The organism is Thermococcus henrietii, from assembly GCF_900198835.1.
GTDB classification, from domain to species: Archaea; Methanobacteriota_B; Thermococci; order Thermococcales; family Thermococcaceae; genus Thermococcus; species Thermococcus henrietii.
This window is the reverse complement of sequence record NZ_LT900021.1, coordinates 1,586,235-1,599,535: the sequence shown is the minus strand read 5'-3', so window position 1 is coordinate 1,599,535 and position 13,301 is coordinate 1,586,235. Positions and strand designations below refer to the sequence as shown.

Here is a 13,301-nt window from a genome sequence, read left to right as displayed (position 1 = left end):
AACGTTGCCCGCTTATTTTAAGCGGTGTTAATAATGGACTGGAAGCGGGTTGCCTTCGTTCTAATCGTTGCCCTCACGATGGCCGGGACGGTCTGGTTCGACTATCACTTCGCTTCTCAGAGAAGTCTGAACACCTACATCGGCGACGAGGTCTGGTACGTGCCCGCGAGCAGGAACGTCCTCCACCTCCTCGGAATCAACGTCACCTACGAGCACAACGGCACCTACGGTGTCAACGTGATATTCACCAACGACAGCGACAAGTTCAAGTACCTTGGGGCCGCCGATTCCGTTGCGAGCTTCGCCGGCGTCCGCTTCAGGCTCGAATACTACAACTTCCCAGGAGTCTACTACGAGATTCCCAAGTCCAACTACACCGCTTTTCTGAAAAGGCTCTCTGAGGAGCTCCCCCCCGGGACGTACTACATCGTCCCCGGTTACAGGTATCCGGACAAGGAGAACATCCAGAACTACCTCAACACAGAGCACCCGTTCCTTGCGAAGGACCTTATAATGCTGAGCATGGCACTCCTCGGGGACAAGCCGATTTACTGGCGCCTTCCGGGTATAATCGAGTTTGCGCTCATAGAGCTCCTCGTCGTTCTGGCAACTTACCGGATAAGCAGAAGCTACCTCGCGTCGCTCATAGCGCTCGCCTTCGTGGTTGCCGACCCTACGCTCCAGGCAACTTCGGTTGCGGCCATGCTCGACATTCACACCGCGTTTTTCGTTGCCGTATTCGTTCTTGCGCTGGCCTACGAGAGCGAGCTCGGTTCCTCGGTGGCGATAGGCCTCGCCGCGGCGGCCAAGCTCGACGGCGCCTTCGGCTGGCCCGTCCTCTTGTGGAGGGCGCTCAAGCGGGAGAAATCCTTTGTGAGGTTTTTCTCAATAGTCGTGGTAATCCCGGGCATCGTTTTCCTTCTCCCGGAGCTCACGATAATAAAGGCCATAGGCTTTGTCCCCTGGCTGAAGCAGTTCCTCGCGAGCTTCCGGTGGCATCTGAGCTACAAGGGGCCGAACCCGAACACCTCGCCCTTCTGGCAGTGGTTCGTCAATTACCGGGCCTTTCCGTTCCACTTCAACCCCAACGTCTTCGCGAGCACCGACCCGGTTCTTCTGCTCGGCATGGTAGTTCTAATCTTCGCGATGCCCTGGCTCTACAGGAGGAAACGGGGAATCCTCGCGCCCTTCATGGTCTTCTGGAGCACGATAGGCTTCTTTGCCCTCCAGTACGCTCTCGGCGGAAAGACGCAGTTCAGCTTCTACGCTACCTCCCTGGTCCCATCGGCGGCCGTTGTCATGGGCGTCGCGCTGAACGAGCTCCTCAGGTGGGAGGCCTTCAGAAGCTCCTTGGCCTTCTATCGGGAGAAGCTGAAGGGATTCAAGGACCGGGCCTTCCAAAAGCTCGGCCCTGAGAAAGCTACCCCTCCAGAAAATCTTCGAGACTGAGCTGGCCTTTCTTTGACTTTTTGGTTTCCATCTCCGCCCTGAGCTTTTCCTCTATTTTCCTCAGCGTCTTCCAGCCGGTTCTCACAATCGGAGGAAACGTTCCGTGCTCCCGGTAGTACTCCTCAAGGAAAGCCCTAGTTCTCGGGTCGCTCGGATAGCCGCTCCCGATTTCGCCGTATTTTTCTTTCAGCCCCTCGATTTCCCTGTCGCGGGTTACTTTTGCGACGATTGAAGCGGCGGAAACAACCGGAAAGAGCGCGTCGGCTCGGTGCTTCGCTACAATCTCGGCCTCAAAGCCCAGCCTTTCCTTTAACTCCCTCCCAAAGCGCTCCTCGTCGACGTCGGCGGCATCGGCGTAAATCACGTCGGGCTTCACCTTCAGGGAGTTCAACGCTTTCGCGAAGTTCTCGACCTCGAACTCGTTGAGCGTTCCCTCGCGGGAGCTTATCTCCTCCGGCGAGAGGATTAGAACGGCGTAATCATCAGCGAGGCTTAGAATCTCGTCAAACAGTTTCTCGCGCCTCTTCGGCGTTAATTTTTTTGAGTCTTTAACTCCGAGCTCCTCAAGCTCCGATAGGTTCTCCTCGTCAACGACTATGGCCGTGATGACCATCGGACCTATCACCGGCCCCCTGCCGGCCTCGTCGATGCCCGCTATCTTCCGTCCCACGGTTTCACCTCCGGAATAGGAGCGCGCCGTAGATTACGCCCAGCATTATGGTCGCTATACCGCTCGGCGGGATTGCAGTGAAGTAGGCCAGAACAACCGATGAGAGCTGGACGGCGAGGGTTAAAAGCAGGCTAACCGCGAGGACCTTCCTCAAATCCGAGCTCACCATGAGCGCTATCGCCCCGGGTAGAACGGCAACGACCTGGAGGGTTATCAGGCCGACAGTCTGGACGATTAAAGCTCCAATCGCCCCCACGAGGACGTAGAGAATCATGAGGTAGGCCCTCGCGTTCCCGCCGTAGCTCTCAAGCCCCTCCGGGTCGAAGCTGAGGTAGAGGAAGTCGCGGTAGAGGAAGAGGAGGACGAAGAAGATGAGCGCACCGCCGAGGATTAGAACCGTCAGGTTGTTGAGGGTTATGAGGAATATGTCACCGGTCAGGTAGGACACGATGTTCTCGGTAAGCGGGAAGTAGGGCCTGCTCGCCATGACCTTGTAGAGGATTCCAAAGCCGAGAACCGTTAGGCCCGCAACGAAGCTCGCCACTATTCCTACGGCCGAATCGGGGGTGAAGCCGAGCTTTTCGAGCTGGGCTATGATTAGGACGATTGCAATCGTCACTATGAGCGCGACGAGGGTTACGAGGGCGTAGTTGTTGAAGAGGAGCGCGAGAATCATTCCGAGGACGGCTCCAAGGAGGAGGGCGTGAAAGAGCGCGTGCGTGAGGAAAGCCAGGCCCTTGGTGTTTATCAGCGGACTCAGCAGGCCGAGGAGGACGCTGACCATTATGCTCGCGAGGATTGCCCTCAGTATGAACTCCGGAATCACAACCCACCACCCCTGTCCCTGTGGAGGTGGAAGTCGCCGGTTATGCAGTAGAGCTTTCCGCCGACAGGGATTACCTTTGCCAGCGGGCCGTAGACGGACTTGATGACGCCGTCGGTGAGGACCTCCTCAGGCCTTCCAAAGGCTATCAGCCTCTTGTTAATCAGCATCACGAGGTCGCCTATCTCCAGGAGAGGGTTTATGTCGTGGGTCGTTATTATCATCGTGACGTTCTTCTCGGATTTTATCTTGCTGAGGACGTTCGTTACCTCGGCCCTCGCGCTCGGGTCCAATGCCGAGAGGGGCTCGTCGAGGAGGAGAAGCTTGGGGTCGCTCATTAAAGCCCTCGCGAGCAGAACCCTCTGCTTCTGACCGCCAGAAAGCTCGCGGAAGAGCCTGTCCTTAACGTGGCCGAGGCCGACAAAGGTTAGAACCTCCTCGGCCTTCCTCAGAACCTCCTCGGGAATCTTGAAGTGAACGAAGCCCCTCCTGTAGAGCCCGCCCATCGCGACGACCTCTAAGGCCGTAATCGGAACGCGCTCGTTGAGGGAACTGCTCTGGGGGACGTAGCCTATCAGGTGCCTCGCGTCACAGGGGTTCCTTCCGAAGACGAGGAGCTTTCCCCTGTACTCGCGGTGGAAGCAGGCTATCGTCTTGAGGAGCGTCGTTTTTCCCGCGCCGTTGGGGCCGAGGAGGAGCAGGGTTTTACCTTCATCTAACCTGAACGTCACGTCGCTCAAAGCCGGTTTGCCCTCGTAGAGTATCGTAAGGTTCTCGGCCTCCACCGCGGTCATGTCAATCCCACCTCAAGTATTTCGGTTCGTTTTTAAACTTTGATGTTCCCATAGTGGACAGGAGTGTGTAATCTCGTTGCAAAAATTTTAAAAGTCTGGGGCCAAAGGGCAGTTGGAGAATTTTTGCATGGGTAAGCTTATAAGGGCTCAAACAAAGCGGTTGGAGGTGATGCTCATGGCGTACAGGAAAGGTAGGGGCGGTAAAAAGAAGAACAGGCAGGTGGAGGGTGACGAGGTTATCCGCGTTCCACTCCCGGACAGGAGCCAGGGACAGCTCTTCGGTGTAATAGAGCAGGCCCTCGGTGCCGGATGGATGGACGTCCGCTGTGAAGATGGCAAGATAAGGAGATGCAGGATTCCGGGCAAGCTCAGAAGGAGAATGTGGATGCGCGTTGGCGACGTCGTCATCGTCCAGCCCTGGCCGGTTCAGACCGACGAGCGCGGGGACATCGTCTACCGCTACACGAGGACCCAGGTTGACTGGCTCCTCAGGAAGGGCAAGATAAGCCAGGACTTCCTCTCCGGTGCGGAGATGTTGTTCTGAGCCCGTGAGTGGTGGCGATGCGCGAGGAAGCCCTTGAAAGGGAAGTCGAGGAGATACTCGGCCTCAGGGATAGGCGGGAGAAGGACAGCGAGCTCTACAAGATAGCCAACGAGGTCTTTGACAGGACGACCAAGGAGACTCTCGCCTACCTCCACCGTCGCGGTAAAATCGAGGAGCTCTACGGCGTAATAAGTACTGGCAAGGAAGCAAACGTCTTCGCAGGAGTCGATTCAGAGGGCAACAGGATAGCGGTGAAGATTTACAGGACGTACACCACCGAGTTCCGCAGGATATGGGAGTACCTCGCGGCTGACCCGAGAATCGGCTACCTGCCGAAGGACATGCGGAAGCTCGTCTTCCAGTGGACCCGGAGGGAGTTTAAGAACCTCCAGAGGGCGATAAAGTACGCCGTCCGCGTTCCCGAGCCGGTAATCTTCCGCAACAACGTCCTGGTAATGGAGTTCATCGGCGACAAGATGCCAGCTCCAAGGCTGAAGGACGTTGAGAGGGAGCTTGAGAGGAGCGACTTTGAGGAGCTCTACAGCTATTTAATCGGCGTCATCGAGAGGCTCTGGAAGCGCGGTGACATGGTTCACGGCGATTTGAGCGAGTACAACGTCCTGCTCTGGGACGGGCCCGTTGTAATAGACTGGTCGCAGGCCACCGTCAGGAGGAACCGCATGAGCGTCGAGCTTTTAAAGCGCGACCTGAGGAACGTTACCAACTACTTCGCGAGGAAGGGTGTTGAGGTTGAGGATTACGAGGTGAAGCTCCGCGAGCTGATTGAGAGGTGAGAGCATGGACGAGTTTGAGAGACTCCTGAAGAAGTACGAGCGCGTTGATAAGGACGGAAAACCGGTTGAGGAACCTGAGTTCGGCGAGATTGATTACGTGGCCGAGGGCGACCAGGAGGAGTTCGTCAGGATTCCGAAGGAGAGGATAGCGGTTCTCATAGGCAGAAAGGGCAAGACCAAGAAGGAAATCGAGGAGCGCACCGGAACCAAGATAGAGGTCGACAGCGAGACCGGAGAGGTCTTCATAACCTCCACAAAGGAAACCAGGGACCCGCTCGCGGTCTGGAAGGCGAGGGACGTCGTTCTCGCCATCGGAAGGGGCTTCTCCCCCGAGAGGGCCTTCAGGCTCTTCAACGAGGGTGAAATCCTCGAAGTTGTCAACCTCACCGACATCGTGGTTGGGAACGAGAAGAACGCCCTGCCGAGGGTCAGGGGTAGAATCATCGGGCGGAAGGGAAGGACGAGGGAGATTATTGAGGAGATGAGTGGCGCTGACGTTAGCGTTTACGGAAAGACCGTCGCGATTATCGGTAATCCGATTCAGGTCGAGGTGGCCAGGACGGCCATCGAGAAGCTCGCTAAGGGCTCGCCCCACGGCGTCGTTTACCGCTACCTCGAAAGGCGCAAGAAGGACCTCGAGCTTGAGAGTTCCGCCTACTACGAGGCCATCGAGGGCGGGCCCGAGAACGAACTGGAGGAATGAGCATGGCCGAGGCGAATCAGCTCTTTAAGGAGTTCAAAATCCAGAGCGTCAGCGAGTTCTTCAGGCGAAACGCGGCAATGCTCGGCTACACCGGCAAGGTCCGCTCGCTTACAACGCTCGTCCACGAGGCGGTGACGAATTCGCTCGACGCCTGTGAGGAGGCCGGGATTTCCCCCTATATAAGGGTCGAGATTGAGGAACTCGGAAGGGAGCACTACAAGGTGGTTGTAGAGGACAACGGCCCTGGAATCCCGGAGAAGTACATAACCCACGTCTTTGGAAAGATGCTGGCCGGAACGAAGGCCCACAGGAACATACAGAGCAGGGGCCAGCAGGGTATCGGTATAAGCGGTGCCGTGATGTTCGCCCAGATAACGAGCGGTAAGGCAACGCGCGTGGTCACATCAACGGGCGACGAGATAATAGAGGCCTGGGTCAAGATTGACGTTGACAGAAACGAGGGTAAAATCGTAAAGAAGGAGAAGCACCCCAACCCGGACGGCTGGCACGGGACGAGGATAGAGCTCGAGGTCAAGAACGTCAAGTACATGCGCTCGAAGCAGGGCGTTTACTGGTACCTCAAGCTCACCGCGATAGCGAATCCACATGCCCACATCGAGCTCATCGAGCCGGACGGGAGGTTAATAGTCTTCCCGCGCTCGAGCGACGAGATTCCTGAACCTCCTGTTGAGATGAAGCCCCACCCGAAGGGAGTTCTCACGGACGACGTCTACAGGATGGCCAAGAAGACGAGAAGGACAAGCGTGAGGCGCTTCCTCGTTGGAGAATTCTCGAGGATAAGCGACAAGAAGGTTGACGAGCTCGTCGAGTACATAGCGGCATTGAGGCTCATCAAGACGGTCGAGGACAAGAAGGTTCAGGAAGGGCTCTACGAGAGGCTCATGAAGGGCGAAGTCAAAGCCGTTCTCCGCTCCTTCAAGGGCTACACCAAGGTCGTCAAGCAGGTCGCGAAGATGATGGAGAAGCCACCTGAAAAGCTCACCTGGCACGAGGCAGAGGAGATAGTCGAGGCCTTCAAGTGCATGAAGTTCCTCGCTCCGCCGACGCACGGCCTCAGGCCCATAGGCGAGGAGAACATCGAGAAGGGTTTGAAGGGAATCCTCAAGCCGGAGTTCGTAACGGCCGTAACGAGGCCCCCCAAGGTTTACTCCGGAGGAATCCCCTTCCAGGTCGAGGTCGGCCTTGCCTACGGCGGTGAGATACCAAGCGGTTTCGAGCTCCTCCGCTACGCGAACCGCGTTCCGCTCCTCTTCGATGCAGGCTCGTGTGTAACCACTCAGGCCGCACGCTCGATAGACTGGAAGCGCTACCGCGTTGACGACCTTGACAGAACCCCGCTCGTGCTCATGATTAACGTCGTTTCAGTCCACGTCCCCTACACCGGAACCGGAAAGCAGAGCATAGCGAGCGTCGATGAGATTTACAACGAGATTCGCCTGGCCATAATGGACGCGGCGAGAAGACTGCAGACCTACCTCAGCGGAAAGCACAGAAGGCTTTACCAGGTCAAGAGGAAGAAGACCTTCGAGAAGTACGTGCCCGAGATAGCGAGGGCTCTGAGCGTTCTCACGGGCGAGCCGGAGGAGAAGATTAGGGAGTACTTCATCAGGTTTATAGAGAGTCACTTTGCCTCCAAGGGGCAGGAGGTGAGCGAGAATGCCTAAATCCAAGGCAATAAAGCGCGAGAGGCCCAAGGAGAAGTTCTCCTACGACCCGAGAAAGGTGCTCAGCAAGCTCGAAGAGTACGGAAGGAGCGTCCTTGAGGCTATCAAGGCCGGCAAGAACCCCTACTTTGACATACCGACGCGCGGACTCAACAACGTCTACTTCGACGAGAAGGCCAAGCTCATCAGGATGGGCGACAAGCTCTCAAGGCGTTACTTCCTCAACGTGGCTCATGCCAGAAAGTTCATGCAAACCTTGCTCATAATGGCCTACGTGAAGAGGCTCGTCGCCGAGGGCAAGCACGCGAGCCTTCGTGAAGCCTACTACGCCAACAAACACACGATTCCTGGAACGAAGGAGAACACCTTCGAGGACCAGCGCGAGAGCGACCCTATCATAGAAGACCTTGAGAGAATGCTCGGAGTCCTGCGTGAGGAGATGCACATCACAGCGGACAGGCGCGGTTACATCTACGGCGACATAGTGATTAGGGATGGCGAGGACGAGTTCAACGCGAGCAAGCTCGGAAGCGGTGGTTGGGCCGTCCCGGGAACAGTCGAGCACATTCAGTTCCCCGAGATAAACGTTGACTACGCCCTCGTTGTCGAGACCGCCGCTATGGCCGACCGTCTCATCGAGGAAAAGTTCCCGAAGAAGGAGAAGGCCCTAATCATAGCGACCCAGGGACAGGCCTCGCGTGGCGTTAGAAGGCTTATCCACAGGCTTCACTACGAGGAAGGCCTGCCAATCATCGTCTTCACAGATGGCGACCCCTACGGTTGGTACATCTACTCCACCATAAAGCAGGGCTCGATAAACCTCGCCTACCTCAGCGACAAGCTGGCAACGCCCGAGGCGAGGTTCGTTGGCATGACGATGGACGACATAAAGCGCTATGGTTTAGAGAACGTCACCGAGAAGCTCAAGGGGATTCCTCCCAACAAGAAAGGTGGCCCGACGGGCGACTACAAGCGCATTTTGGAGGAGATGGAGTACCCCTGGTTCCAGAACAAGGAATGGCAGAGACAGCTCAAGATGGCCCTCAAGTGGGGCGTCAGGATTGAACAGCAGGCCCTCGCGAACAAATCCCTCGAGTTCGTTGCCAAGGAGTACCTGCCGGAAAAGATAAACAACGGTGATTTGCTACCATGACGACGACTGAAGAGCTCGTCGCCCAGGTCAACAAGATACTCGACGATATAGGCATAGACCTGGGCGAGCTCTTCGAGAACTTCGAGCCAGCCAGGTTAGCCTACACCCTCCAGCGCAACGTTTCCCTTCTGAACGACCTCCAGGACGAGCTTGAGAGGCGCGTTGGGGAAACGGCCCCGTCCGTCCGCTTCATGGACAAGAAAAACCGCGACCCCCACCTCCAGTGGATTTACAGGAAGAAGCACAACAGGGCTTTGGCCCTTGAGAGACTCCGTTCGGCTATAACCGCCCACAAGATGGCCTTAGCTCTGCTCTCGGCCAACTACACCTTCAAGCTCGGCAGGAAAGAGATTCCGGTAGAGGCGATAACGAAGGAGAACTTCGAGAAGGTCAGGGCCGTTGAGAAGCCCGTGAAGCTCGGCAGGCTTGAAGTTCTTCCACACCTCGCCTACTCCGGCGACGTGTTGCGCCTTCTGGCCAAGGAGAGTATTGAGGTTAGAGAAACCTTCAAGTTCATCAAGGGCAAGCTCCGCGAGAAGGGGACTGTCAGGACGAAGAGCATAAGGATTGAGGTCGAGTACTTCGAGAACAACAGGCTGAAGAAGGCCCGCCTCGACCTTCCGGCCGATGCCGACATCGAGATGGAGCTCAGGAAACGCTTCGGAAGAAGGTTCCGCTGGCGCGTTTTGACGTTCGTGAAGACGAGGGGGGTTCTCATAAACAACCACTACACCGTTGACAACCTCGCCTTGGCCTACGCTTCCCTTGACCCCGAAAACGGCGCCGAAAAGCTCGGCCTGGACATCTTCCGCTACTACTTCCTCACCTCTTCGACGGAGCGCGAGACCCTCGGCATCTTCCCGGGGATAAAGCTCTGCATAGACTGCCACTACTCAATCCTCGATTTACCCTTCAGGCACGAGAAGGACTTCAAGACAGGGCAGGGGAGCATCTACGTCATAAGGAAGTGCGAGATGGAGGGCCAGCTGACCGGGAAGAGGAAGGACATCACCACGATTCCCAACTACCTCCTCGGCGGGGTTCTGCTCTACGGCATGAGCCCCTACGACGAAGGAAAAGTCGCGGAGCTCCTCGGGATTGACGAGGCCGAGCTGGAGGAGGCCATAAAGAAGTTCGTGATTTCCGGCCTGCACAAGGTTCTGTTCAGCGAGAACGAGCTGAAGAAGTTCGAGAAGTTCATGCCGAAGAGCGACAAGGCCAAGCGCTTCCTCGACCTCCTGCAGGGGTGAGGGCATGAAGGTTCGGGTGAGTGCCAAAACCTACGACGAGCTCCTGCGGAAGCTTTCCGAGCTCGACGAGGACGTCACCGAGGTCTACGTTAGTTTAAGGCCCACCAAGGAGGTCGTCGTTAAAATCCTCGAGAACGCGCCCAACGTGAAGAGGATAAGCTGTCCGCCGAGCCTCTATCCAAAGGTCTCCAAAAGGGTCATCTACGCCCTCGGTCAGCTCGGTATAGAGCTCGTCCCCGAGAACAGGCCCAGGGGGAGGCCGAGGAAGTACGACGAAAAAACGGTGAAGCTCGTCCGGGAGCTGGCCAGGAAGGGCGTTCCGATGCGGGAAATCAGCGAGCGCCTCGGCATTCCCCTGAGGACCGTTTACTACATGGTGAACGAGCTCCGGGCTTAACTTTAAAAGACCTTTTCTCAAGCCAACCCCGGGTGAGAGAAGTGATTGAGACCCAGGAAGAAGTTCCGGAGATTAGAGAACCCCTCAGGCGCGTCGGCATAACCAACCTCAGGAGCGTCGCCAAGATTAACTGGAAGGGGAAGGTCTACACGTTCCTCCCGCTCTTTGAAGTCACGATAGACGTCCCGGCCGAGAAAAAGGGAATCCACATGAGCCGTCTCGTGGAGAGCATAACCGAGGCCATGAGCGAGGCCGTGGAGGAAGAGGTTAGGGAGGCCCACAGCTCGCTTGAGGAGCTTGGAAGAGCCGTCATAAGACGCCTTGAGAGCAAACACCCGCACAGAAGGGCGGAGGTCTGGATTAAGACCCATCTGATAATCCCCAGGGAAACGCCGGCGAGTGGGAAGACGAGCTACGAGCCCTATGACGTAGAGGTCGGCGTCATAAAGAACGAGGATGGCACCTTTGAGAAGGTTCTCCGCGTCAGGGTTATAGGCAACACCGCATGTCCCCACGCGATGGCCAACAACAACGGGAAGACCCACATACAGCGCGCCATCGGCGAGCTCGAGGTCAGGACGGCCTTCGACGAGGAGATAGCGCTCGAGGATATGATTGACGTCGTCGAGAGCTCCTTCAGCCACCCGACCTACACACTTCTGAAGACGGTTGACGAGAACGCGGTTGTGCAGGGAATGTTCGCGAACCCGAAGTTCGTTGAAGATGTTGCACGCGAGATTTTCGCCAAGGCCCGGGAGAAGTTTAGGGGCAAAATCCACGTGCGCGTAATCAGCAACGAGAGCATCCACAAGCACGACGTCATAGCCGAGACGTGGAGCTGATTGGGAACACAATTTATTTACTCCTCTTCTCCATACTTTGAATCAGTGGGAACATGGGAACGTCTCTTGTCGAGATAATGCAGAGGACAGACGAGATAGAGAAGCTCCTGAAGGAACTTATTGAGGTGAACCTTCAGCTTGCTTATTGAAGAGGTCGAGCCAGAGGTGTGGGAGAAACAGGCCATCAGAGAGCGCAGAGACGACGAGTTCCTTGAGTGGGACGTGGTGAAGGATGGGCTTTGATCCCGTAAAAGAACGCGAACTAGTTAAGGACAAGATATCAAAGCTGGCCTACTTTCCCCTTGCGAGGCTCGATGTTCAAAAACTCAGAGGATATGAGAACGTTTACCGCCTTCGTATGGGATTACCGAGTTCTGGTTGAGTATAACAAGGCAGAGAAGAGTATACGAATCCTGAAAATCGGGAAGCGGGAAAACGTTTACGGCGGTGACTCAGAAGAAGACGTGGAGCTGAAGGTTCGAAATCCGACACCTGTCTATCATGTTTAGCCACCGAAGTTTTTCCATAATGATAAAACATTTTGTTAAATATCTTCGACAATTTCGATATAATTTGGTTATCAATTGAAGTAATCCGCCCCTTCATTTGCACTATGTCATGCATATGTTGCAGTGTGGCCGATTTTTTTTGGAATTTATATCTCAATTTCGAAGTAAAAGTTAAATACTATGCTAAAAATAGTATCAATCGCCCGACCGGGCGTATTAATCGCCCCTCGGGTAGGAGGGTCCACACCATGAAGAAGTTAATGGCCATGTTGTTCGGCTTGTTAGTAGTGGCGGCAGGGTTCGCGGCAGCGACGACTTGGGCTGTTACTGCAGTTAGAGGACACAACAGTGACTCATATGGATACTCTTGGACAGAAATCGGAGTCAAGTACGATGTTCAGCACCCCTACACCAACTACCACATCACGTACAGAACTGGGGGAGGAGGTGCCTACGCAGGCCATATCCTCACGGGGATTACTATAATCCCCGATCCGAATGGAGCAGAGACTATAGTAACCATAGATGGATACCACAAGGTAGTTTCGTCTGCTGGGTGGCCATACATTTGAACGCTTTCTTGTTTTTAAACTTCCTTTTTAATTTTCGGAGGGAGTAGAGATGAAAAAGAGCTTGTTAACGTGTTTTTTCATATTAACGATAATTGTAACCTCATCCTTTGTCGGTGCTTCGTCTGGAATTGAAGGCTACACGTCCCTAACTTACATTGCTTCCAGATACAACCCCTACATCCACTATTGTGTCTCCCACGGTGACAAACCGGACTGGATAACTACGTCGCTGATGATTTACAATTACTCAGGAGTCCTCTACGTGATAAAAACGTACAACAGCACCGTGATAAGGTTCAACCTCTCCGATGAAAACAACGGGTATATTCTCTCGCACGTACAAATAGAACTCAGAAACGTCACCGTAATGACGGTTCTTCCCAAATATATGTCTCCCCCAATCTTTTGGAACAAATCAGAAGTTCTATCGGAGAAAACCGAGAAAAGCCATGAGCCAGGTTTCAATGGCTGGACCTGGTACGTGTTCAAACTTCGGAAAGTTATGATAACCGGCTCGTATCTCATCAGAGAAGCTGATATGCAGGTTGTAAAGGACGGAAAAGCCTATGGACACACGATGCTCTTTGACAGCCCATTTCATCCACTCGAAAAGGGGAGTACGTTTTCCAGTTACCCGTTCAGCACCGTTGTCGGCAGAGTCATGGTAGACAACAAGAAACCGAAGAGATGGAAGAACATCACCTATTACCCACCTATCAAGACCGTGGTTACTAACAGATACTCATTTAACCTGACCCAGCCCTTTGGAAAGGGGTATCCCATCGAGATTGTCCAGATGGCAACCCTGATTTACACGTTTGACGCATCAGATGGAAAACTCGTGTTCACACCCAACGGCGGGCCCGACCTCTGGGCCCTTGGTGTTCTAAGCGCGTCGTTCTCCGATGAATACTCCCTGGGTCAAGTAGAAGTTAAACACGATGACTCCTATGCGATGGGGCTTGTGCTGATGTCGTTTAAAACGGGCGTTAAAAAACCCAACACTGTCAGCTTTCACAAACCGGACGTTAAAACGGCCTTTGTCTTCTATGGGTCCCTCGCGGTTCTCTTGGTAACGATTGGAATTAGCAGGGTAAAGAAACTGAGGGGGTAAGC

14 protein-coding genes are annotated in these 13,301 nt (G+C 55.0%); 11 read left to right on the top strand and 3 right to left on the bottom strand.

Features of this window, described 5'->3' with window-relative positions:
• Positions 1-33 precede the first annotated feature (33 nt).
• Complete coding sequence (locus CS910_RS08705; protein WP_099211226.1) at positions 34-1,449, top strand: dolichyl-phosphate-mannose--protein mannosyltransferase; 1,416 nt, start codon at positions 34-36, stop codon at positions 1,447-1,449.
• On the opposite strand, the gene rnhB is transcribed toward CS910_RS08705, so the two are convergent.
• From rnhB to CS910_RS08690, 3 genes are read right to left on the bottom strand one after another with little or no spacing between them, the layout of a single operon-like run.
• The gene (rnhB, locus tag CS910_RS08700; protein WP_099211224.1) at positions 1,421-2,119 is read right to left on the bottom strand and encodes a ribonuclease HII; all 699 of its coding nucleotides are present in this window, start codon (positions 2,117-2,119) and stop codon (positions 1,421-1,423) included. The genes CS910_RS08705 and rnhB overlap by 29 nt on opposite strands.
• 4 nt (positions 2,120-2,123) lie before the next feature.
• Positions 2,124-2,945 (bottom strand): metal ABC transporter permease, encoded by an 822-nt coding sequence (locus CS910_RS08695; RefSeq protein ID WP_099211222.1) that lies wholly within the window; start codon positions 2,943-2,945, stop codon positions 2,124-2,126.
• Complete coding sequence (locus tag CS910_RS08690; protein ID WP_099211220.1) at positions 2,942-3,736, bottom strand: metal ABC transporter ATP-binding protein; 795 nt, start codon at positions 3,734-3,736, stop codon at positions 2,942-2,944. The genes CS910_RS08695 and CS910_RS08690 overlap by 4 nt, the downstream gene beginning before the upstream one ends.
• Positions 3,737-3,911: 175 nt before the next feature.
• Between CS910_RS08690 and eif1A the strand changes: the two genes are divergently transcribed.
• The 10 genes from eif1A to CS910_RS08630 all read left to right on the top strand — a co-directional run bounded on the left by eif1A (position 3,912) and on the right by CS910_RS08630 (position 13,299).
• Positions 3,912-4,280 (top strand): translation initiation factor eIF-1A, encoded by a 369-nt coding sequence (gene eif1A, locus CS910_RS08685; RefSeq protein ID WP_099211218.1) that lies wholly within the window; start codon positions 3,912-3,914, stop codon positions 4,278-4,280.
• Positions 4,281-4,297: 17 nt separating this feature from the next.
• Positions 4,298-5,074 carry a serine protein kinase RIO gene (locus CS910_RS08680; RefSeq protein ID WP_099211216.1) on the top strand — a complete coding sequence of 259 codons (777 nt, stop codon included), beginning with the start codon at positions 4,298-4,300 and terminating at the stop codon, positions 5,072-5,074.
• 4 nt (positions 5,075-5,078) lie between these two features.
• Positions 5,079-5,777 (top strand): KH domain-containing protein, encoded by a 699-nt coding sequence (locus CS910_RS08675; RefSeq protein WP_099211214.1) that lies wholly within the window; start codon positions 5,079-5,081, stop codon positions 5,775-5,777.
• Positions 5,778-5,779: 2 nt separating this feature from the next.
• On the top strand, positions 5,780-7,462 hold the full coding sequence (top6B, locus tag CS910_RS08670; RefSeq protein ID WP_099211212.1) for a DNA topoisomerase VI subunit B: 1,683 nt from the start codon (positions 5,780-5,782) through the stop codon (positions 7,460-7,462).
• Entirely contained in the window at positions 7,455-8,615 is a 1,161-nt protein-coding gene (locus CS910_RS08665; protein ID WP_099211210.1) for a DNA topoisomerase IV subunit A, read from the top strand. Before top6B ends, CS910_RS08665 begins: the two co-directional genes overlap by 8 nt.
• On the top strand, positions 8,612-9,865 hold the full coding sequence (locus tag CS910_RS08660; protein WP_099211208.1) for a DUF530 family protein: 1,254 nt from the start codon (positions 8,612-8,614) through the stop codon (positions 9,863-9,865). Before CS910_RS08665 ends, CS910_RS08660 begins: the two co-directional genes overlap by 4 nt.
• A gap of 4 nt (positions 9,866-9,869) precedes the next feature.
• On the top strand, positions 9,870-10,262 hold the full coding sequence (locus CS910_RS08655) for a DUF1699 family protein (protein ID WP_042690571.1): 393 nt from the start codon (positions 9,870-9,872) through the stop codon (positions 10,260-10,262).
• Between the two features lie 41 nt (positions 10,263-10,303).
• On the top strand, positions 10,304-11,104 hold the full coding sequence (locus CS910_RS08650; protein ID WP_099211206.1) for a GTP cyclohydrolase IV: 801 nt from the start codon (positions 10,304-10,306) through the stop codon (positions 11,102-11,104).
• Positions 11,105-11,861: 757 nt separating this feature from the next.
• Complete coding sequence (locus CS910_RS08635; RefSeq protein WP_099211204.1) at positions 11,862-12,185, top strand: hypothetical protein; 324 nt, start codon at positions 11,862-11,864, stop codon at positions 12,183-12,185.
• Between the two features lie 49 nt (positions 12,186-12,234).
• Positions 12,235-13,299, top strand: a complete 1,065-nt coding sequence (locus tag CS910_RS08630) for a hypothetical protein (protein ID WP_099211202.1) — start codon at positions 12,235-12,237, stop codon at positions 13,297-13,299.
• Positions 13,300-13,301 lie beyond the last annotated feature (2 nt).

Excerpts from the sequence above, each read along its gene's own strand:
- CS910_RS08655 (WP_042690571.1), top strand. The coding sequence starts at position 9,870 with ATGAAGGTTCGGGTGAGTGCCAAAACCTACGACGAGCTCCTGCGGAAG.
- top6B (WP_099211212.1), top strand. The coding sequence starts at position 5,780 with ATGGCCGAGGCGAATCAGCTCTTTAAGGAGTTCAAAATCCAGAGCGTC.
- CS910_RS08635 (WP_099211204.1), top strand. The coding sequence starts at position 11,862 with ATGAAGAAGTTAATGGCCATGTTGTTCGGCTTGTTAGTAGTGGCGGCA.
- CS910_RS08665 (WP_099211210.1), top strand. The coding sequence starts at position 7,455 with ATGCCTAAATCCAAGGCAATAAAGCGCGAGAGGCCCAAGGAGAAGTTC.
- CS910_RS08705 (WP_099211226.1), top strand. The coding sequence starts at position 34 with ATGGACTGGAAGCGGGTTGCCTTCGTTCTAATCGTTGCCCTCACGATG.
- CS910_RS08690 (WP_099211220.1), bottom strand. The coding sequence starts at position 3,736 with ATGACCGCGGTGGAGGCCGAGAACCTTACGATACTCTACGAGGGCAAA.
- CS910_RS08660 (WP_099211208.1), top strand. The coding sequence starts at position 8,612 with ATGACGACGACTGAAGAGCTCGTCGCCCAGGTCAACAAGATACTCGAC.
- eif1A (WP_099211218.1), top strand. The coding sequence starts at position 3,912 with ATGGCGTACAGGAAAGGTAGGGGCGGTAAAAAGAAGAACAGGCAGGTG.
- CS910_RS08675 (WP_099211214.1), top strand. The coding sequence starts at position 5,079 with ATGGACGAGTTTGAGAGACTCCTGAAGAAGTACGAGCGCGTTGATAAG.
- CS910_RS08680 (WP_099211216.1), top strand. The coding sequence starts at position 4,298 with ATGCGCGAGGAAGCCCTTGAAAGGGAAGTCGAGGAGATACTCGGCCTC.
- CS910_RS08630 (WP_099211202.1), top strand. The coding sequence starts at position 12,235 with ATGAAAAAGAGCTTGTTAACGTGTTTTTTCATATTAACGATAATTGTA.